This is a genomic window from Pseudomonas sp. KH_040 (assembly GCF_057839305.1).
Map to the genome: position 1 here is coordinate 2796063 of NZ_CM174487.1, position 22249 is coordinate 2818311.

Consider the following 22249-nt stretch of genomic DNA (forward strand, 5'->3'; position numbering starts at 1 on the left):
CCGGCCATGAACAGCCGCTCGCCTGAGGGGGCGAAGCAACAGGGCATGGCGATTATCAGCGCGTTGTTGATTGCGGCCGTGGTGGCGGTGATTGCGGCGGGCATGTTGACGCGCCAGAGCGTGTCGACCCGGGCGCTGGAGGCGGATCAGCAGCGCGTGCAGGGGCGTTGGCTGGTGCAGGGCGGGTTGGAGATCAGCCGTCAATTGTTGTGGGACGCACGTCAGCGCGATCCGTTGACCCGGCTCGATCAGCCGTGGGCGCAGCGGCTCTCCGCGCAAGGTTTTGAAGGGCGGCTGGAGGATGAGCAGGGCAAGTTCAACCTGCGCAATTTGGTGGCCAATGAGCGGGTGGATGAGGCGCAGGTGGCGGCGTTTCAGCGCTTGTGTGAGTTGATCGGGGTCAGCGCCGGGTTGAGTCAGCGCATCAGTCAGCGGGTGATTGCCTCGTACCCGCGACTGCTGAATGCGCAGATGGCCGAGGCGCCGAAAAGTGGTTTCGACAGTGGTCGCGCCACTTCGCCAAACGCCTCACACAAACCGCAGAAGCCAACGCTGCCGATGCTGCGCGGCATCGATGATCTGCGTAGTGTCGACGGCGTGAATGAGGCGGTGATGGGCAAACTGGCGCCGTACCTGACGGTGATCCCCGCAACTACTTGGCTCAACGGCAACACCGCCACCGCGCCAGTTTTGGCTGCTTACGTGCCGGGGCTGTCGTTGGAGCGTGCCAATGCGCTGATCGCCGAGCGCGATGCCGGGCGCTGGTTTATCAACCGTGGCGATTTCGTTAACCGCTTGCGCCTGCCGCAACTGGAGCTGACCAGCGTCAAGGTCGGCATCACCAGTGACTGGTTTCGCCTGCGGGGCGAGGCGCGGCGCGATCAGCGGCGGGTCAGTCTTGAGGCGTTGCTGCATCGCAGCCAGGACCGCTTGCCGCAGGTGATTTGGTCGCGGGTGGGCGTATGAGCCAGTTGAAAGTGGCGTTGCCGCCCTTGGCGGAGCTGGATCTGCACAGTCAATTGCATTGCGCCTGGCTGGATCGTCAGGGCCAGGTCACGCGGGAAGAACGCCTCAGCCTGAGCCAGTTGAGTCAGCTGTCGAAACTGCCGCCGCTGGTGTGTTTTCTGCACCCGGCTGACAGCCTTTTGGCGAGTCTCGATTTGCCGCCGCTGCCGGCGAACAAGATTGTCGCGGCGGTGCAGTGTGCGGCGCAGGCCTTGATGCTGGGCGACAGCAGTGAGATGCACATCGCGCACAGTTCGCGGGACGAGGCCGGGCAGGTGCAGATCGCCTGGGCGCCTCGGCAGCAGTTATTGAGTTTTGGGCAATTGCTGAAAAGCGCTGGGTTGAACCTGCGCGGTCTCTACCCGGCGCCGTACCGTTTGCCGGTGCTGCGCGGCACCGTCGCTTGCGTGCAGGACGGGCATCTGTTGTTGCGCGATAGCGTGCAAGTGGCGCGGGTGCAGCCGTTGTTCGATGACGGACTCGACGGTGTTGTGTGGGAACCGGGCATCACTTTGCACTGGATCGGTGATCAACCGCCGCCGGGCGCCGAATTGCCGATGGCGGAGGCGCAGCGCTGGACTGGGCCGCTACCGGGTTGGGGCCTGCACGGCGCAGTCCAGCAACAAAAAACCGAGCATCGCGGCTGGGGCAGGGCAATCGCCCTGTCAGCGTTGGCCGTGGCGGTTTGGGTCATTGGTTTGAACCTGTATGCCGCTCGCGAGGCCGGGCAGGGCCAGCAGCTGAAAGCCCAGATGAACCTGCGGGTAAAGCAGGCCTTTCCCGAGTTGCCGGTGATTCTCAACCCGTTGCAACAGGCCCGTCAGCAATTGGCGGCGCGGCAAAAGGGCGCGGCGGATGATCCGGCGCAGACTTTTAATCGTCTGGTGTTGCAGGCCGGCACCGGCATGCCGTCGATGGCCGGCAGTGTCGAGCGGCTGGTGTTTGTCGACGGTGCCTTGCAACTGAGTCTGCTGAGTGAAGCCCGTCGTGGCGGCAATGATCAGGACTGGCAAAGCAACTTGGCCCAGGCTGGCATCAGCGTCACTGCCGATGACGAGGGTTGGACCTTGCGTCCGGCCACTGAAGCCAGCCCAAGTGAAAGCGATGACAGCGGCGGAGCAGAAGAAGATGAATAAGGCCTCGCTCGCGCTGTACCGCGCCAAGTGGCAACGCTTCAACGCTCAGGTGCAGGCGCGATGGCAGCCGTTGGCGTTGCGCGAAAAGCGCATGGTCGCCGGCATGGCCATAGCGCTGATCGGCCTGCTGCTGTGGGTCGTGCTGATCCAGCCGCCGCTGAAGAAAATCACCTATTGGCAAACCGAGACGCCAAAACTGCGTGCGCAGACCGAAGCGCTGGAAGTGCTGCTGCGCGAAGTCAGCGTGCGCCCGGACGGGCAAAGCGTGGCGCAGTCGCTGGAGCAGACCCTGCAGGCCAGCGGCCTCGGCGGGCACTATCAATTGCAATCCGGGGAGGCGGGTTCTTGGCAGTTGACCTTCGACGCGGCACCGGCCGACGCCGTGCTCGACTGGCTGTTGAGCAACCCGGCACAACTTTCTCTGCAAGTGGTCGAGGCCCGTTTGCAACGCGCAGACAACCCCTCGACCGAAGTCACCGCCGGCACTTTGTCAGGCACCGTTCGCATGGATCAGGCGCTGGGCGCTAAGGAAGCTTCATGAAGGGGTCAGGATCCAAACCGGCACGTCTGGCGTTGCCGATGTTGCTGATGGCGTTGAGCGCGTGCAGCAACACCAGCACACCGCAAAACCAGCCGCCATTGCTGGTCGACAGTGAACTCGGGCGGCCGCTGGCCAATACTCAGCGCAGCGGCGACGCGGTGCTCGACCGCGAACGCGCACAGGCCCAAGCGCGACCGGCGCCCAAGCAATTGCACAACATCAGCAAGAGTGCGCGCAGTGGTGCGTCGTCGTCGGGCATCGCGTTGCCGAGCAATCCGTTGGGCGATCAACCGGTGACGCTGAATTTTGTCGACGCCGATATTCAAGCGGTGGTGCGCGCGTTGTCGCGATCGACCGGGCAGCAGTTTCTGGTCGACCCTCGGGTCAAGGGCACGTTGACGCTGGTCTCGGAAGGTCAGGTGCCGGCGCGGCAGGCTTATGACATGTTGCTGGCGGCGTTGCGTATGCAGGGTTTCAGTGTGGTGGATGTCGGCGGTGTGGCGCAGGTGGTGCCGGAGGCTGATGCCAAGTTGCTTGGCGGGCCGATTTACAGCGCTGACAAACCGGCGGGTAACGGCATGCTCACGCGCACGTTTCGCCTGCAATACGAAAACGCGGTGAATCTGATTCCGGTGCTGCGGCCGATTGTTTCGCCGAACAACCCGATCAACGCCTATCCCGGCAATAACACCATCGTCATCACCGATTACGCCGAGAACCTGACCCGCGTTGCGCAGTTGATCGCGAGCATTGATTCGCCGAGTGCGATTGACACCGATGTGGTGCAGATTCAGAACGGCATCGCTGCTGACATCGCGCCGATGGTCGCGGATTTGCTTGATGCGCCGGGCAATGATCCGACGCAGAAAATAGCGGTGATCGGAGATCCGCGCTCCAACACCATCATCATTCGCGCCGGCAGTCCGGAGCGTACGGAGCTGGCGCGTAATCTGATTTACAAACTGGATAACGCGCAGAGCAATCCGAGCAATCTGCACGTGGTTTATCTGCGTAACGCCCAAGCGGCGAAACTGGCGCAGGCCTTGCGCGGGTTACTCACCGGTGAGAGTGATAGCGGCACCAGTGACAGCGCGCGTTCGGTGCTCAGCGCCATGGGTGCAAATACTGGCGGCAGCGCTGGGCAGAACGGCCAGAGCGGCACGCAAACCAGCGGCACGACATCGACCAGCAATAGCAGCGGCAGTGCCGGTGGCAGTTACGCACAAGGCAGTGGCGGCACCAGTAGCAGCGGTAATCAGGCGAGCGAACAGAACGTCGCCTTCAGTGCCGGCGGCGTAACGATTCAGGCCGACGCCACCACCAACACTTTGCTGATTTCCGCGCCGGAGCCGTTGTATCGCAACCTGCGCGAGGTGATCGATCTGCTCGACCAGCGCCGCGCGCAAGTGGTGATCGAAAGCCTGATCGTCGAAGTCGGCGAGGACGATGCCAGTGAGTTCGGCGTGCAATGGCAGACCGGCAACCTCGGCGGCAAAGGCGTGATCGGCGGGGCGAATCTGGGTGGTTCGGGGATCAACACCAACGGCAAGACCAGCATCGACGTGCTGCCGCAGGGTTTGAACCTGGGCTACGTCAACGGCACCGTGGATATTCCCGGCATCGGCAAGATTCTTGACCTGAAGGTGCTGGCCCGGGCCTTGAAAAGCAAGGGCGGCACCAACGTACTGTCAACGCCGAACCTGCTGACCCTCGACAACGAAGCGGCGAGTATTTTTGTCGGCCAGACCATCCCGTTTATCAGCGGCAGTTACGTGACTGGCGGCGGGGGCACCAGCAATAACCCGTTCCAGACTGTGACCCGTGAAGAGGTCGGTTTGAAGCTCAATGTGCGCCCGCAGATTTCCGAGGGCGGCACGGTCAAGCTCGATATCTATCAGGAAGTCAGCAGCATTGATGAGCGGGCTTCGGCCAGTGCCAATTCTGCGGGGATTGTCACCAACAAACGCGCGATCGACACTAGCATCCTCCTTGATGACGGCCAGATCATGGTGCTCGGCGGCTTGCTGCAGGACGGTTACAGCCAGAGCAATGACGCGGTGCCGTGGCTGGGCAGCCTGCCGGGGATCGGCGCGTTGTTTCGCAACGAGCGTCGAGCGATCACCAAGACCAACCTGATGGTGTTTCTGCGTCCGTACATCATCCGCGACAGCGAAGCGGGGCGCAGCATCACCCTCAACCGTTACGACTTTATGCGCCGCGCCCAGGGTGGTTTGCAACCGGAGCGCAGCTGGGCAATGCCGGACATGCAGGCGCCACAGTTGCCGACGGCGGCGCAGGGTGTACCGGCGGTGTTACCGGCATCGGGTCCCCGCGCGACGATCAAAGCGGTGCCCATCCAATGATTCCGCCATCGCCTCTTGATCTGGAAAACCGACCTGTAGGAGCTGCCGAAGGCTGCGATCTTTTGATCCTGTTCTTCGACGGACCCAAGCGACCAAAGATCAAAAGATCGCAGCCTTCGGCAGCTCCTACAGGGATTGGGGAGGGCATGAGATGAGTGTGCTGCCTTACGCCTGGGCCAAGGCGCAGCGGATTTTGTTGTGTGATGGCGTGCTGACCGTTTGCCCGTCAACGCCGGGCTGGTCGATCAGCGAGGCGCGGCGGCAGTTCGGTGCGACCACGATTCAGCGCGTGCGCGATGACGAACTCGACGGTTTGCTCGCCGCTGCCTATGCCGACACTGGCAGCGCGGCGGCAGTGGTCGGCGCGGCAGAAAACGAAGTCGACCTCGACCGCCTGATGCAGGACATGCCGGAAATCACCGACCTGCTCGACACTCAGGACGGCGCGCCGGTGATCCGCATGATCAACGCCTTGCTCACCCAAGCCGCCCGCGATGAAGCCAGCGACATTCACATCGAGCCGTTCGAAACCCATTCCGTGGTGCGCTACCGCGTCGACGGCACGCTGCGTGACGTGGTCTCACCGCGCAAGGCTCTGCACGGCGCGCTGGTGTCGCGGATCAAAATCATGGCCCAACTCGACATCGCCGAAAAACGCCTGCCGCAGGACGGTCGCATCGCGTTGCGCGTGGCCGGGCGGCCGATTGATATTCGTGTTTCAACCGTGCCGACCGGTCACGGCGAACGGGTGGTGATGCGTTTGCTCGACAAACAGGCCGGGCGTCTGCATCTGGAAACGCTGGGCATGGACGCGCAGGTGTTGGCCAAACTCGACCACTTGATTCGCCAGCCCCACGGCATCGTGCTGGTCACCGGGCCGACCGGCAGTGGCAAAACCACCAGCCTCTACGCGGCACTGGCGCGGCTGGATGCGAGTACCAGCAACATTCTCACCGTGGAAGACCCGGTGGAATACGACTTGCCTGGCATCAGTCAGATTCAGGTCAACGCCAAGATCGACATGACCTTTGCCTTGGCGCTGCGTGCGATTTTGCGGCAAGACCCGGACATCATCATGATCGGCGAAATCCGCGATCTCGAAACCGCGCAAATCGCCGTGCAAGCGTCGCTGACCGGTCACTTGGTGCTGGCAACCTTGCACACCAACGACGCGGTGTCGGCGGTCAACCGTTTGATCGACATGGGCGTCGAGCCGTTTCTGCTGGCGTCGTCGATGCTCGGCGTGCTTGCGCAACGCTTGGTGCGGCGCCTGTGCAATCACTGCAAACAGGAAGACCCGGCGACCCCCGGCACCTGGCGCCCGGTCGGTTGCCCGGCGTGCAATCAAACCGGCTACAGCGGCCGCACCGGCATTCACGAATTGTTCTGCATCGACGACGACATCCGCACCCTGATTCATCAAGGGGCAGGGGAGCAGGCCTTGCGCGCATCAGCCGCCAAGGCCGGGATGTTCAGCCTGCGCGAGGACGGTGAGCGCTGGATCCGTAGCGGCGCCACCGCCCCTGAAGAAATCTTGCGTGTGACACGGGACGCCTGATGAATCGCTATCGTTTTGAAGCTGCTGATGCCACTGGCAAGATCGAATCCGGGCACCTTGAGGCGGACAGTCAAAGCGCCGCTTTCACAACATTACGCGGGCGCGGGTTGACCGCGTTGTCGGTGCACAAGGAAAGCAACGTTGCCCAGCATGGTGGCGGTGGATTGTTCAGCGCCAAACTTTCCGACAACGACCTCGCGTGGGCCACGCGGCAATTGGCGAGCTTGTTGGGCGCGAGTCTGCCGTTGGAAGCAGCGCTGAGTGCCACGGTCGAACAGGCCGAAAAAAAGCACATCGCCCACACCCTCAGCGCTGTGCGTGCGGATGTGCGCAGTGGCATGCGTCTGGCTGAGTCGCTGGCGGCGCGGCCACGGGATTTTCCTGAGATCTATCGCGCGTTGATTGCGGCTGGCGAGGAGTCCGGCGATCTGGCGCAGGTCATGGAGCGGCTGGCCGATTACATCGAGGAGCGCAACAACCTGCGCGGCAAGATTCTCACCGCGTTTATCTATCCGGGTGTGGTGGGTCTGGTGTCGATCGGCATTGTGATTTTCCTGCTCAGCTATGTGGTGCCGCAGGTGGTCAGTGCGTTTTCCCAGGCGCGGCAGGATTTGCCTGGGTTGACGTTGGCGATGCTAAACGCCAGTGATTTCATAAGGGCGTGGGGCTGGTTGTGTGCGGCGATCATCGCAGGGGCGTTCTGGAGCTGGCGCCTGTACCTGCGCAATCCGGCGGCGCGTTTGAGTTGGCATCACCGGGTGCTGAAGTTGCCGCTGTTCGGGCGTTTTATTCTGGGCCTGAACACCGCGCGATTCGCCTCGACCCTAGCGATTCTCGGCGGCGCCGGGGTGCCGTTGTTGCGTGCATTGGAGGCGGCGCGGCAGACCTTGTCCAATGATCGCTTGAGTTTGAGCGTCACTGAGGCCACGGCCAAGGTACGTGAGGGTGTGAACCTGGCGGCAGCGTTGCGCGTGGAGAATGTGTTTCCACCGGTGCTGATTCATTTGATTGCCAGCGGCGAGAAAACCGGTTCACTGCCACCGATGCTTGAGCGTGCGGCGCAAACCCTGTCGCGTGATATCGAGCGGAGGGCGATGGGCATGACCGCGTTGCTGGAGCCGCTGATGATTGTGGTGATGGGCGGGGTGGTGCTGGTGATTGTGATGGCGGTGTTGTTGCCGATCATTGAGATCAATCAACTGGTCCAGTAGCCGGTTTTTATGGTGTCTGATCGGGCCCCTTCGCGAGCAGGCTCGCTCCCACAGTGTTCTGTGTTGTGAAGTCAATTGCATTCGATCATTGAGAGCACTGAGTTGATCCAGTAGTGGTGTGTCAGATGTTTTTAGGGTGTCTGACCTGGCCTTATCGCTGGCAAGCCAGCTCCCACAGGTTCTTGTGTTGTGTCGCAGATCGCATTGACAACATGGCTCCTTGTGGGAGCTGGCTTGCCAGCGATGGGGCCAGTCAGGGCAACAAATAATCCAATCTTTTTTCCAGGACTTCAGCATCACCCGACCCTCAAAAGGTCCATCCTCGGGTTCTCCTTTCTGTCATCTGCAACCACCCGCCAACGCCTCCAGCCCGATTCAGCCAAACCCCCGCCCCAGACGCTGCGCAGCACCCGACAAACACCCGAGAAAATCCCTTCGGAAACACCTCACAGCTCCCGAGGTTTTTTCCTTTATCTGTCACCGGAAACTGCGAATTTCTCAGTGCGACTTAACCAAGGCCAGCGCTAGCGAGGGCCCCGGTGAGTCCTCCCAGTGTCATGCAAGCAACCCCGAAACCTGTGTTCACAACCCAGTTGAAAAGGAGATTCTTCATGTTCAAGCGCACTCTGATCGCCGCCTCACTGACCGTCGCCGCTCTGGCTTCCGCCCAGGCCATGGCCGCCAACGTTACCGGTGGTGGCGCGACTCTGCCTGCAGCTCTGTACAAAGGTTCTGCCAACAGCATCCTGCCAGCCAACTTCAGCTACCTGGGCACCGGTAGCGGTACTGGCAAAACGGCTTTCCTGACCAACAACTCCGCGCTGTTCAGCACCACCGGTTCGGTGCACTTCGCCGGTAGCGACTCGATCCTCAGCGCTACGGAAATCAGCACCTACAACAGCACCTACGGCGCTTCGTACGGCCCGCTGATCCAACTGCCTTCGGTGGCCACTTCGGTTGCCATTCCGTACAAAAAGTCTGGCCAGACCGCGCTGAACCTGACCAGCACTCAGCTGTGTGATGCCTTCTCGGGCGCCAAAACCACTTGGGGTGCGCTGTTGGGTACTGCCGACACCACGCCGATTCGCGTTGTTTATCGCAACGTTTCCAGCGGCACTTCGGAAATCCTCACTCGCCACCTGAACTCGATCTGCCCGACCAAGTTCGCCACCAACTCCACCTTCACCAACGCTCGCCTGCCAGCCGGCTCCGCACTGCCAGCGAACTGGGTGGGTGTTGCCGGTACATCTGACGTCGCCACCCAGGTCAACGCCGTTGACGGTTCGATCGGTTACGTCGGTCCGGACGGTGTGAACGCTGCGAGCAACGCTGTTGTTGCCCGCGTCAACGGCGTGCAGCCAACCACTGCCAACGTTTCCCTGGCATTGGGTTCGGCCGCTCTGCCAGCCGCGCCTGCCAACCCGGCGCAGTGGGTACCGGTTGTGCCTAACCCGGCGAGCGGCTACCCGATCGTCGCTTACACCAACTTCATCTTCGGTCAGTGCTACAAGGATGCAACCGTGGCCAACGATGTACGCAGCTTCCTGACCACTCACTACAGCAACCCGGGCAACAACGCTGCCACTATCGCGCACAGCTTCACTCCGGTTCCAACCAACTGGAAAGCCGCTGTGACCGCCAACTTCGTCACCAACTCTTCGGGCAACAACCTGGACATCAACAACGCCAGCGTCTGCAACGCTATCGGTCGTCCTTTGTAAGCTTCGCTTCAGTCGCAATGCAATCGCAGCAGCCTTCGGGCTGCTGCTTTTTTTTGGCCGATCTACTCCTCAATCATGAAGTTTGTGTGACATCCGTTCGGTCGCGGCCTTCGCCAACCGCCTATGTCATAACAGCAGGGTCCACCCGACCTGCGGCCTCGTGTGGCAACTCAAAAGGATCTCGTAGTGATGCTCGCTCGCCCATCCCGTCGCAGTACCCGTGTCCAGCCTCAACAGCGTCTTGTCGTCGATCCGGCGCTGTGGCTGCTCAAGCCGTTGGCGCAGGCGATTGCCTTGTGTCTGGTGGCGGGCAGCGCCGAGGCGGCCACTGCTTTCAGTTCGGGATGGTTTGCCGCCAAGGGCGCGGCGCAGCAGGCGAGCGCTGCACGGCCCGGCACCGGCGGTTTGCCGGGGATGACGCCGCCGCTGGCGCAACAGCAGAAGGCCAACCAACAGCTGCAGCGGTCGATTCAGACCTTGAACAACACCGTCGCCGCGATTGCTGCACAGCAAGCGGCGCAAGCGGCCGGACGCGCGACGGCATTGGGCTCGGTGCAGTTTGTTCCGGACGGTTTGGCCGAGGGGGGGCTGAAGGTCGACAACAGCCTTACCCAAGGCTGGCAGAACGCCAAAGGCCCGCAACAGACTCAGGCCGACGGCAAGACCACGGTGAAGATCGAGCAGACCGCCGACAAAGCCATTCTCAACTGGGAAACCTTCAACGTCGGGCGTAACACCAGCGTTGAATTTGCCCAGCAAGCGAATTGGGCGGTGCTCAACCGGGTCAATGATCCGAGTGCACGGGCCAGTCAGATTCAGGGGCAGATCAAGGGCGACGGCACGGTGATGCTGATCAACCGCAACGGCATCGTCTTCAGCGGCACCAGTCAGGTCAACGTGCGCAACCTGGTGGCGGCCGCCGCCAACATCACCGATATCCAGTTCCGTGATCGCGGTCTGTATTTCGACAGCAGCGCCAGCCAGCCGACGTTCACCGACGCGGCGGGCAAAGTGCTGGTGGAGCGCGGGGCGTCCATCGAAACTGCACGACCGGCGAAGTCCACCGACGCCGGCGGTTATGCCTTGCTGTTGGGCAGCGAAGTGCAGAACGACGGCAGCATCAACACCGCCAAGGGCCAGACCGTGCTGGGGGCGGGGGATCGCTTTTACATTCGCAAGGGTGCGGGCACCGAAGGCAACGGCTTCTCCACGACGTTCGGCAACGAAGTCACGCCGGGCTTCAAAGCCGCCAGCGTTGCCGGCAAGGTCAGCAACAATGGTCTGATTCAGGCCGCGACCGGCGACATCACCCTGACCGGCCATGAGGTCGTGCAAAACGGCGTATTACTCGCCAGCACATCGGTCGCCACGCGCGGCACGATTCATCTGCTCAACCCGGCGACGGACACCCAAGGCAGCGTGACGCTGGGGCAGGGCAGTGCCACGGCGATCATGCTCGACAGCAGTGACCTCACGGCCCTCGACAGCCAGCATCAGTCCGCACTGACCGCCGTTACCCCGACCAATTCGATTCGCAGTGACCAATCGCGCATCGACATCCAGAGTGGTGGCAGCGTCGAGTTCCAGAACGGTTCGATTACCCTGGCCACGGGCGGACAAATCGCGGTGGCCGCGCAGCGTCGCAGCCTGGTGCGCGACGGTGCGCTGATCGACGTTTCCGGCGCCATCGGCGTGAAAGTCGCGATGGAATCCAACAGCATCAAGATCAATGTGCAGGGCAACGAACAGCGCGACGCTTCGGGCAACCGCGACAAAGGCGCGCTGAACAGCAACGACGTCTGGGTTGACGTGCGTGAGCTGGTCTACGTGCCCGCCGGCACCAACGGTTACGCCACGGATCGCTGGTACACAGCAGGTGGTCTGCTCGAAGTCGGTGGTTACCTTGGCACCCAAGGGCACAGCATCGGTGAATGGATGGCCCAGGGCGGGACGGTAAATTTCGCCGGCAATGACGTGGTGACCGAGAAGGGCTCGTTGATCAACCTGTCTGGCGGCACGCTCGATGTGCAAAGTGGCGAGATTCGCCAGAGTTGGTTGCGCGGGGCTGACGGGCATCTCTACGAATTGTCCAAGGCGCCGGGCGATCTGCTCTACAGCGGTCTATACAACGGTTATGAAGACAGCAGCGAACGCTGGGGGCAGACGAGCTATTACTACAACCCGCTGATCGCACCGACCAAGCGCCTGGAGGCTGGCTACACCGTGGGTCGCGATGCCGGGCAATTGGTGATCGGGACCCGAAACGCGCGGCTCGACGGGCAACTGCTGGGGGAGGTTTATCAGGGCGAGCGCCAGACTCAGGCGCCGCGTGCCGTGCTCGACGGCTACGCGCAGCGTCAGACCGCACTCGCGCGGCGCGGGCAGTTGATCGTCGGTGGTTACGATGCCGCCTACGTCGCGGCGGCGGGTGGCGTGCTCTATGGCCTCAATCCGTTGCTCGATCAGGTGCAGATCGGCATTGAGCGTCCGCACGGCGACAATGACGCGGGCCTGACCGGCGCGGTGTCCGAGGCGCGCAATGGCAAGCTGTTTCTCGATGCTGCACAACTGAGTGACTGGCAACTGGGCGCACTGAAAGTCGCCGCCAAAGAGCGCATCGATGTGGACGGCGCCGTGACGGTCGGCAACGGTGGCGATATCACCCTCTACGCGCCGCAGGTGCAGGTCAACGCCGACCTGATTGCGCGGGGCGGCAGCCTGCATGTGGGCAACGTGCTCAATCAGCTCAATACCGACCGTGTCACCGATACCCGCATCGTTGCTCCTGCGGGCACGACCACGGGTGTTCGCGTGGCGGAAAAGGTGCAACTGGACACCCGGGGGCTGTGGAGCAACTTGCGCACTGACCCGGATGACGCGAGCAGTCTTGCGTATCTGGACGGTGGCGTCATTTCGATCCGCAGCAGCGGCGACATCGAAATCGGCACCGGCAGCCTGCTCGACGTGTCCTCCGGCGGCGCGCTCCTGGCCAACGGCAAGACTCGGGGGGGCAAGGGCGGCGACATGACGCTGGAGTCCAGTGCGTTGTCAGCGCCGGGTGACAGTCATCTGCGCCTCGCTGGCCAGTTGCGTGGCTATGGTGTGACGGGCGGCGGCAGCCTGTTGATTCAGGCCGGCAACGTGCTGATCGGCCAGACCGACAAAGACCTCGCCGACAATACCTTGCAGCTGCAAGCGGATCTGTTCGACAAGGGCTTTTCAGCCTACAACCTGATCGGGCTCAACCGCCTGGACGTTGCGGACAACACGCTGATTGACGTGCTGATGCCGGTTTACCGGTTTGCTGACGCGGCAGCCAGTCAGGCCAGCGGTGTCGCCCCGCAACAGGCGCTGGAGCTGTGGACGCCGTCGCTCTATCAGGACAATCCGGCCAAGGCGCAACTGACGCAACGCGCGGGTGCCAGCCTGAGCTTGCAGGCCGGTTCCAGCGAGGTGGCGTTGAGCGATCCTGCGCGTAATGCGTTGACCCTTGGCCAGGGCTCGCGCATCAGTGTCGACCCGGGGCAAAGCATCAACGTGCGCGGCGCCGGACAGATTACTGTCGACGGTGAGTTGAATGCCTGGGGCGGCATCATCGACATTCGCCAGCAGCAGTTCGGTTCGATGAATGTCGCCGAGGCCTCGCAAGTCGCTGACAAAAATGCCCACAACCGCTCGATCTGGATCGGCGACCACGCCGTGCTCGATGTCGCCGGGCGCGCTGCCACGGGAGTGGATGCGCTGGGCCGGGTATATGGGCTGGTGGGCAAGGGCGGCAGCATCATCATTGGCGGTGAAACCGATGCGAAGAAGGCCACCGCCACGGCGGCCGATGCCTATGTCGTCGTGCGCAATGGCGCGCGGCTTGACGCTTCCGGTGCGCAGGCGCTGCTGGATATCGCCGGGCAGGGGCCGACGGCGGTCGCTACGGACGGCGGGCGAATTTCCTTGAGTTCCTATAACGGCCTGTTCATCGACGGCGACCTGCGCGCGGCGGCCGGTGGCGTCGGCGCGGCGGGTGGGCGCCTGGAAATCGCTCTGGAGACGCCGAGTTATCTGCGCAGTGATGCCAGCAATGAGGTGCGCGTGCCGCGCGAAATCATCATCAGCCAGCAAACCGCTGACGCCCTGTTGCCGGCCGATGTGCAACCGGGTGAAGCGGCTCCCGCGTTGCAATACGGGCGTGCCCGCCTGAGTGCCGACCAGTTGATGGCTGGCGGGTTCGATAATCTGAGTGTGCTGAGCAACGGCCTGCTGTCGTTCGACGGTGACGTCAATCTGCACATGCAGCAAAGCCTGAGCCTGTATGCCGGCGCGATTTCGCTGGCCGAAGGCGCGCAAGACAATGCGCGTATCGACCTGTCTGCGCCCTACCTGCGCCTGTCGGGGACGGGCAAGTATTTCGAGGCGCCGGGCAACCTTCGGCCACGGGTGATGAACACGCCGACAACGCGTGTATCGATGGGGCAATTCAATGCCAGTGCGGATCAACTGGACCTGAGCAACAGCCTGTCGTTCGGTACCGCGGGCAATATTGTCCAGCTCACGGGTGCGGATTTGCAGGTGACGCGTCGTGGCTTTGATCAGGTCTCCCTGCACAGCCGTGGTGACCTGCGCTTTCTGGCGCCGACCGGTTATGTCGAGAAAACCGAACTGTGGACACCGGGCGACCTCAACCTGCGTGCCGCGCAGATCTATCCTGCCAGCGATGTCACCGCCGAGGTGCGGGTGGGCTACCAAAGCGTGATTCCCGGTGCCGATCCGGCTCGCACCTTGCGCATCAGCAGCAGCGGGGCCGCACCGGCCGCGTTGCCGTATTCGGTGTTTGGCAACCTGACACTGGCGGCCGGGCGCATTGAACAAGGCGGGGTGATCCGCGCACCGCTGGGCATGATCAGCCTTGGCGGTGAGACGGTGGTCAATACCCGCGAGCTGCATTTGCTGCCAGGCAGCGTGACTTCGGTCAGCGCCGCGGGGTTGCTCATGCCGTATGGCGGAACTACCGACGGCATCGACTATCGCTACGCTGGCAAATCCGTTCAGCTCAAGGGCATCAGTGCGGATACCGCCGGCGTGACGCTGACCTCGCGCTACGTCGATGTGCAGGGCGGCGCGCTGATCGATCTGTCCGGTGGCGGTGATCTGCGCGGCGCCGGGTTTGTCTCCGGGCGCGGCGGTTCCACCGATGCCCGCTACAACCCGCTGGTGCGCAACGCCAATGACGGCACCTTCAGCCTGCCGGGCCTTGCCAGCAATCCGGTGTACGCCATCGTGCCGGGCAATCAGAGTGCCTACGCGCCGATGCTCGCCGAGGCCGGGGCGGTCGATCCGCGCATCGGCCAGCAGATTACCCTCGGTGCCGGCGTGCCGGGTCTGGCGGCGGGCACCTACACATTACTGCCCTCGACCTTTGCCTTGCTGCCCGGGGCGTTCCGGGTCGAAGTCAATGGTCAGGCCACAGCAGGCGTCAGCAACGACGCGTTGCAGATGCGCAATGGTTCGTGGACCCGTTCGGGGCAGATGTCGATTGCCAACACCGGGCTGCGTAACAGCCTGCCCAGCCAGGTCATTCTGACGTCTGCGGATGTCCTGCGCCGTTATTCGCAGTACAACGAGACCGGTTTCAGCCAATTCATCCAGAGTGACGCGACACGGCGTGGCGTGCCCCGGGCCTTGGCCCCGATGGATGGCAAATCGCTGAATCTGTATTTGATGCCAGGCGCCGAGCAGGACGTTGCCCTGGATTTCAACGGCCGCGCGTTATTCGCCCCGGCCGCCGGCGGGGTGGTCGGAACGGCCACGGTACGCGGGGCAATGGACTTCGAAGTTCTCGGCGCCGGGCATTCGCGCACCGACGGTTTCACTGGCGTGTCGCTGTATGCCGACAGCCTCAACGGTCTGAATGCCGGGCGCCTGACCCTCGGCGCGCAACCGCTGATCGATTACAGCGGCGCGGGCAATATCATCTCGTTCACCGGCTATACGACGTCGATCACCCTGCGCGAAGGGGCGATGTTGTCGGCGCCCGAGGTGCTGTTGCGCACCGCCCGCAGCGATGGTGGCATTACCCTCGAAGCCGGTTCGGGGATCAACACCCTGGGCCGTGGCAACGCGCCGTACGACTCCAGCAGTGGTTTCATCTACCAGCCGGGGGCGGCCGCGCTGCTGATGGTGTCGAACGGTTGGACCAACGTCCTGGCGCCAGCGGTAGCGGACGGTACTTCCGGTGCGGGCGACATTCGCATTGGCAAGTGCCCGACGACCGTCTGCACCAACCCGACGCTGCTCTATTCCAACGGCAGCATTACCGCCGCCACCGACAAGCAGTTTGAACTCGATGAGTCGGTACGCTTCGGCACCCGCCATCTGGCCCTGGCTGTCGGCGCCGTCAACGCTGGCAGCGCCGAAGCCTTGAGCGCTGCCGGCAACCGCGTGCCGACCGGTCTGACGCTGAACCAGAGTGTGCTCGATCGCCTGTTGCGCGGCGATACGCAGTTGGGTGCGCCCGCGCTGGAAACCTTGAGCCTGACCAGCCGCGATGCGTTCAACTTTTACGGCAACGTCAGCCTCGATACGCTGGACGCGCAGACGGGCGTGAGTAAATTGCAGAACCTGATATTCACCACGCCAGCCATTTACGGCTTGGGTGAAAGCGCTGACGTGGCGTCCATTCGCACCGCCAATCTGATCTGGAACGGCGCCAGCCAGGATCCCGGCGCCGTCATCACTGGCGGCGCCGGCACGGGCCGCGGCACCCTTGATATTCAGGCGCAGCGCATCGAGTTCGGTTACGGCCCCAATCCGCAGGCCAGCGGTCTGGAGCAGAACAATCGGCTGGCGCTGGGTTTTGCCAACGTCAACCTCAGCGCCAGTGAGCGCATCACCGCCAATCACAAGGGCAGCCTGGCGGTGTACCAGGAACAGGGCGCTTACGATCCGGTCAAGGGCTATGTCTACAGCGGCGGCAATCTCAACCTGCGCACGCCGCTGCTGACGGGCGAGGCCGCGTCGATAAACCTGCTCAAGGCCGGCAACAACCTGACGCTCACCGGCGCCGGCACGCCAGCGGCCGCCAATGCCTTGGGCGCGGAACTGACGCTCGATGCCCGCAGCATCGCGCTGGACAGCCGCATCACCCTGGCCAGCGGCAAACTGCTGGTGAAATCCGAGGGCGATCTGACCCTCGCCAATGGCGCGTCTGTGGACATGGCCGGCCGCACTTTGCCGTTCAATGATGTCAGCAAGTACAGCTGGGGCGGCGATGTGGCGCTGTACAGCAGCCACGGCAATATTCGTCAGGCCGCCGGTTCGCGCATCGACCTCTCGGCGCAGAACAATCAGGCCGGCACCCTCAGTGCCGTCGCGCTGGCCAGCGATGCGGGCATGGTTGATCTGCAAGGCCAGATACTCGGAACCAGCAGCGGCCATTACGATGCCGGCGGCACGTGGGTGCCGTACAAATCCGCCGGCGTGGACATCCGCGCCCAGCACCTGAACGGTGATGCCAGTCAGCAGTTTGCCGCCCTCAACCAGCGCTTGAATGCCAGTCAGGTCTTCGGCAGTCGCAGCTTGCAACTCAAGCAGGGTGATCTGCTGATTGGCGACGGACTCAAGGCTGGCGAAGTGAACGTATCAGTGGACAACGGCAGCCTGACCGTCGCGGGTTTGATCGATGCCAGCGGCGAGCGGGTCGGCAACATTCGCCTGTCGGCGCAAAACGGCCTGACCCTGGCCGGCAACGCCGTGCTCGACGCCCATGGTCGTGTGCTGCGGGTCGATAGCTACGGCAAGATCATCGACGCGCCGAACCGGGCGACGGTTGAGCTCAATTCCGCTGCGGGTCTGTTGACCCTTGGCGCCGGTGCGCGGATCGATCTGCGTCATGGCACCGACGCCGTGCGCGGCACCTTGCCCGGGCAGTCCGACGGGCTGTTGCGCGGCACGCTGGAGTTGAACGCGCCGCGCCTCGGTGCCGATGACATCGCCATTGATGCCAGCGGTGCGCTGAGCATTCAGGGTGCACGGTCGATTGGCCTTAACGCCACGCGGCGTTATACCGATGCCACCGACGGTGTCGACCCGGCGGCCAGCGGACGGCCGTATCAGGTGATCGATCAGGCCTACTTCGACCGCATCCATGCTGACAGCAGTGCGTTCATCGACGCGGCGCTGGACAACCGCAACCTGCTGCAGAACAAGCTGGCGGGGCTGAACAATGCCACCTACGCCGATGCGTTCCATTTACGGCCGGGCGTGGAAATCGCCAGCAAAACCGCCGACGGCGATCTGGTGGTGCAGGGCGATGTGGACTTGTCCGGCTACCGCTATGCCAGCCTCAATCCGCATACGCAGAAAACCGCTGTGTACGGTTCGGGCGAGGCGGGCAGTCTGGTGATGCGAGCCGGCGGCAACCTCGATATTCATGGCAGCCTCAACGACGGCTTCGCGCCGCCGCCGGAAACCGTCGACGATGCCGGCTGGAAACTCTTGCCGGGCATCCAGCCGTTTGGTGGCGACCTGATCGTGCCGACGGCGGGCGTGACCCTGGCCGAAGGCACGCTGTTCCCGGCCGGTGTCACGTTGAACTACGACGTGCCGCTGCAAGCCGCGACGCTGCCCGCCGGGACCCTGTTGCCCACCGAGGCGACCCTGGCCGGACCGTATACCTTGGGCGCAGGCACAGTGCTGGCCGCTGCGGTACACGATGCGACGGGCCAGTTGTTGTACGCCGCCGGTACGTTGCTTGCCGACAGCGTGACCTTGCCGGCGGGCAGTCGCCTTGGCGCGGGCATCCGCTTGAACAACGTGACGGCGATCGGCGCCGTGCGCTGGCCCAAAGGCGTGCCGTTGCCAGGCAACGTCGAGGCGGGCACCAACGCGATCAAGGGCGTGCGCCTGAGCGGTTCGCTTGCTCTGTTGCGTGGCTCGCTGATCCCGTCGATGACTGATGTCGTGTTGGCCGACGGCACCGCGTTCATTGAGTTGCGACCGTTGAGCGGCACGCAACAGGGGCGCAACTGGGCAGTCGCAAGCATGTTGCCGGCCGGCAGTGCGTCGTGGTCGATGCGCGTGGTGGCGGGTGCGGATCTGAGTGCGGCGGACAGCCGCGCGATCAAGCCGCTTTCCAGCGATGGGCACTTGCGTCTGGCCGACACCCACTACGGCTTGAAGGTGACGGAAAAACCGCCGACGCTGGTCTGGGGCGACGGCAACCTGGGTGGTTTTACTCCCGGTGAGCCAGTGCCTGACGACCTGAAAGACTGGTGTGACTGGGCGCCGAACTCTTGCGTGCCGGCGCCGCGTTGGGCGTGGGCGCCGGACAACTGGCTGGGCATGCCTGCCGGCTCCCCGATGAGCGACGATGACGTGGCGGCCTGGTGCGGTGCGTTCCCGGAACTGTGCGTGGAAAACAAACCGGGCATCACAGTCAAAACCCGCACGCAAATGTTCAGCGTGTTGCGCACCGGCACCGGCGATCTGGACGTGCTCGCCGCGGGCGATCTGAGCATGGATTCACCGTTCGGCGTGTACACCGCCGGCACGCAGTCGCAGGACGTCGATCCGCTGTACAACCAGCCGCGCGGACGCCTGTCGGATAACGGCTCGGTGCTGGGCAGTGGCGGCAGCGATTACGAAAAATGGGTCAGTGGCAATGACAGCCTGTATCAGGCCTGGTACCCGCAAATGGGTGGCAACCTGACGATCAATGCCGGCGGTTCGATTTCCGGCGATGTGCTGGGTCGCCGCGGGTACTCGCAAAACATGGATACCCCGGAACAGGTGCCGAGTGTGGCCGTGGGCAATTGGCTCTGGCGTCAGGGCACCGGCAGCAGCGATGTGCCGACGGCGTGGTGGATCAACTTCGGCAGCTACGCGACTCAGCCGTTGCCGGATCAAAGCGTCGACACTGGCCCCTTCCTGGTGGGGTTCACCGGTTTCGGGACGTTGGGTGGCGGCAACATCAGCCTGCGCGCCGGTGCTGACGCCGGCATGCTCAAGGCCATGGGCGGCAGCGGCAACAGCAACCTTTATCCTCGTGGGCAGGGCTTGATCGTGGCAGTCGGCAGCACCGGACGTGTGGGCAGCGACGGTACTCTGCAATTGACCGGCGGCGGTGACATGGACATCCGTGTCGGTGGCTCGGTCAACCCATCGCTGCAGGCCCGGGCGGGACAAAATGGCGTCGGTGTTGCGCAACATGATCTGCAAGGTGCGTTGATCAACCTGCGCGGTGCCGCACAACTGACCGGGGGTGCGCTGGGTGGTATCAATCTTCAGTATGGCGCTGCCGCTCCCGTTCAGGACGTTCGTGAAGTCCGCCCGTACGATCCGTTTACGGCCACGCTGGGCAGCGCTTCCGGCGGCCTGGTGTTGATCCCGGGCGACTCGGCCATGAGCCTGAATACCCGTGGCGATCTGGTACTGGGTGGGGTGGCGGACCCGGGCCGGGTACGCTTGCAGAACTCTACGCCGTTTACCACCGATGACGGCGTCGTACACGACGGCGGCGGCTTGAGCGGCTTCTCGTTGTGGACCGATCACACCGCGATCGACCTGTTTTCAGCGGGCGGCAATCTGACGCCGAGCACCCAACTGGGCGAAACCACCGGGCAAGGTCCCGTGACTGCGCGTAATACCTCGCCGACCGACGGGCGCTTTGTCTATCCGTCGATCTTGCGCGCAGTGGCTGCGCAAGGCTCGATCTATGCCGGGCCGTCAGCGGTGTACAGCCAAGGCAGCGGCGTAGTGCCGGCAACGAGTTATTCATTGCTGCTGGCGCCGTCGAATGCAGGGCAACTGGAGTTGCTGGCGCAGGATTCGATCTATGCCGGCGGCTATGCGATCAACCAGTCGGGCGCCAGTCCACTGGCCATCGCCACGCCGTTCGCTCCCGCATTCAATGGCTACGGCAGCAGTACGTCGGCGACGCCAATCATGACGAATCTGAACAGTGACGGTGTTTCAGCGGACAAGAATGTGCGCTATCCGCTGTTTGCCTTTGGGCCCAACAGTTACTCGGGGTTGAGTGATGTGCAGGCACCGGCACGTTTCTATGCCCTGACCGGTGATCTGGTGGGCGTGCGCAGCGGTGAAACGCTGACGTTCAACCTGTCCAGACGCACCTGGTACGAAGCGGCGGCCCCGGTGTCGATGCTGGCCGGGCGCGACATCGTTGCGTCCGGTACATTCCTCGGCCAGCCAACGATCGTGCCCAACGCCGAAATGGGCTCGCCGAGTAGCGAAAGCATTGCGTCGACCGGCAACCTGTTCGTGCATAACGATCCGCGAGATATTTCGCGGGTATCCGCGGGCCGCGACATTCTCTACAGCAGCTTCGACATCGCCGGTCCCGGCGTTCTCGACATCAATGCCGGGCGCAATATCCTGATGGAGGACCGCGCCAGTATTACCAGCATCGGGCCGGTAGTGGCGGGTGACAACCGCCCTGGTGCCAGCGTGGTCATGCAGGCGGGTGTGGGCGCGCAAGGGCCTGATTACTCACGCTTTATCGCGCATTATCTGAATCGCCAGAACCTCGCCAACCCTGACCAGTCGCTGAGTGCGCAACCGGGCAAAGTGGCCAGGACCTACCTCGACGAACTGCAGAGTTGGCTGACCCTCGGCTATGGATTTAACGGCAGTGACGAACAGGCACAGGCCTTCTACGCGGCGTTGCCGGCCACCGAGCAGGCGATCTTCGCGCGGCAGGTGTACTTCGCCGAGCTGCGCGCCGGTGGCCTGGAATACAACGATGTCGATGGCCCGCGTAAAGGCAGTTATCTACGCGGTCGCAACGCCATTGCCGCGCTGTTCCCGACCACTGATGTGGCGGGCAATCCGATCCGTTACGACGGCGACATCACGCTGTACGGTGGAGCAGGGGTCAAGACCCTGTTCGGCGGCGACATCCAGATGCTCACCCCGGGCGGCGGTCAGGTGTTCGGTATCGAAGGCGCGGCGCCACCGTCCACCGCAGGGATCATCACTCAGGGTTCGGGCAACATTCAGCTCTATTCGCAGGGCAGCATTTTGCTCGGCCAGAGCCGGATCATGACCACGTTCGGCGGATCGATTCTCGGCTGGTCGGCCGAGGGCGATATCAACGCCGGTCGTGGCTCGAAAACCACCGTGGTCTACACCCCGCCGAAACGCGTTTACGACACTTGGGGCAACGTCACACTGTCGCCGTCGGTGCCGAGCACCGGCGCGGGTATCGCCACGCTCAACCCGATCGCCGAAGTGGCGCCGGGCGACATCGACCTGATCGCGCCGCTGGGCACCATCGATGCGGGCGAGGCGGGGATTCGCGTTTCGGGCAACGTCAACATCGCCGCGCTGACGGTGGTCAACGCCGCGAACATTTCGGTGCAGGGCAAGGCGACGGGTGTGCCGGTGGTGTCGGCGGTGAATACCGGGGCGATTACTTCGGCCAGTTCGGCGGCATCGTCGGCGACGCAAGCGGCGGAGGACGTCGCTCGTCAGCAGCAAGCGGCGGCGCGGCAGAATCAGGCGTCGGTGTTTACCGTGCAGGTGTTGAGCTTCGGCAGCGAACAGCTCGCGCCGTCTCGCGATGGCGCAAGCCGTGCACCGGCCCCGGGTTACAACCCGAACAGCCCGGTGCAGGTGTTGGGTGCCGGGGCGCTGGATGAACAGGCGAAACAGCAGTTGACCGAAGAGGAGCGTGGGCAACTGACGCTGTAAACGACTCTCGTG

Annotated in this window: 8 protein-coding genes; all 8 read left to right on the plus strand. The window is 63.3% G+C overall.

Annotated features, from left to right (window positions below; genetic code table 11):
• The first annotated feature begins 6 nt into the window (after positions 1-6).
• The 8 genes from gspK to AC3IUF_RS12735 all read left to right on the plus strand — a co-directional run bounded on the left by gspK (position 7) and on the right by AC3IUF_RS12735 (position 22237).
• Positions 7-966, plus strand: a complete 960-nt coding sequence (gene gspK, locus AC3IUF_RS12700) for a type II secretion system minor pseudopilin GspK (RefSeq protein ID WP_489281160.1) — start codon at positions 7-9, stop codon at positions 964-966.
• Entirely contained in the window at positions 963-2141 is a 1179-nt protein-coding gene (gspL, locus tag AC3IUF_RS12705) for a type II secretion system protein GspL (RefSeq protein ID WP_489281161.1), read from the plus strand. Before gspK ends, gspL begins: the two co-directional genes overlap by 4 nt.
• A complete protein-coding gene (gene gspM / locus AC3IUF_RS12710) occupies positions 2134-2682 on the plus strand; it encodes a type II secretion system protein GspM (RefSeq protein WP_489281162.1) in 549 nt (182 codons plus the stop codon). Before gspL ends, gspM begins: the two co-directional genes overlap by 8 nt.
• On the plus strand, positions 2679-5045 hold the full coding sequence (gene gspD, locus AC3IUF_RS12715; protein ID WP_489281163.1) for a type II secretion system secretin GspD: 2367 nt from the start codon (positions 2679-2681) through the stop codon (positions 5043-5045). Before gspM ends, gspD begins: the two co-directional genes overlap by 4 nt.
• A 151-nt stretch (positions 5046-5196) precedes the next feature.
• Positions 5197-6603, plus strand: a complete 1407-nt coding sequence (gene gspE, locus AC3IUF_RS12720; protein WP_489281164.1) for a type II secretion system ATPase GspE — start codon at positions 5197-5199, stop codon at positions 6601-6603.
• On the plus strand, positions 6603-7814 hold the full coding sequence (gspF, locus tag AC3IUF_RS12725; RefSeq protein WP_007918198.1) for a type II secretion system inner membrane protein GspF: 1212 nt from the start codon (positions 6603-6605) through the stop codon (positions 7812-7814). The genes gspE and gspF overlap by 1 nt, the downstream gene beginning before the upstream one ends.
• Positions 7815-8425: 611 nt before the next feature.
• On the plus strand, positions 8426-9535 hold the full coding sequence (locus tag AC3IUF_RS12730) for a substrate-binding domain-containing protein (protein WP_007918196.1): 1110 nt from the start codon (positions 8426-8428) through the stop codon (positions 9533-9535).
• A 189-nt stretch (positions 9536-9724) separates the two neighbouring features.
• Positions 9725-22237: a filamentous hemagglutinin family protein gene (locus AC3IUF_RS12735; protein WP_489281165.1), complete on the plus strand. Its 12513-nt coding sequence runs from the start codon at positions 9725-9727 to the stop codon at positions 22235-22237.
• Positions 22238-22249: the final 12 nt, after the last annotated feature.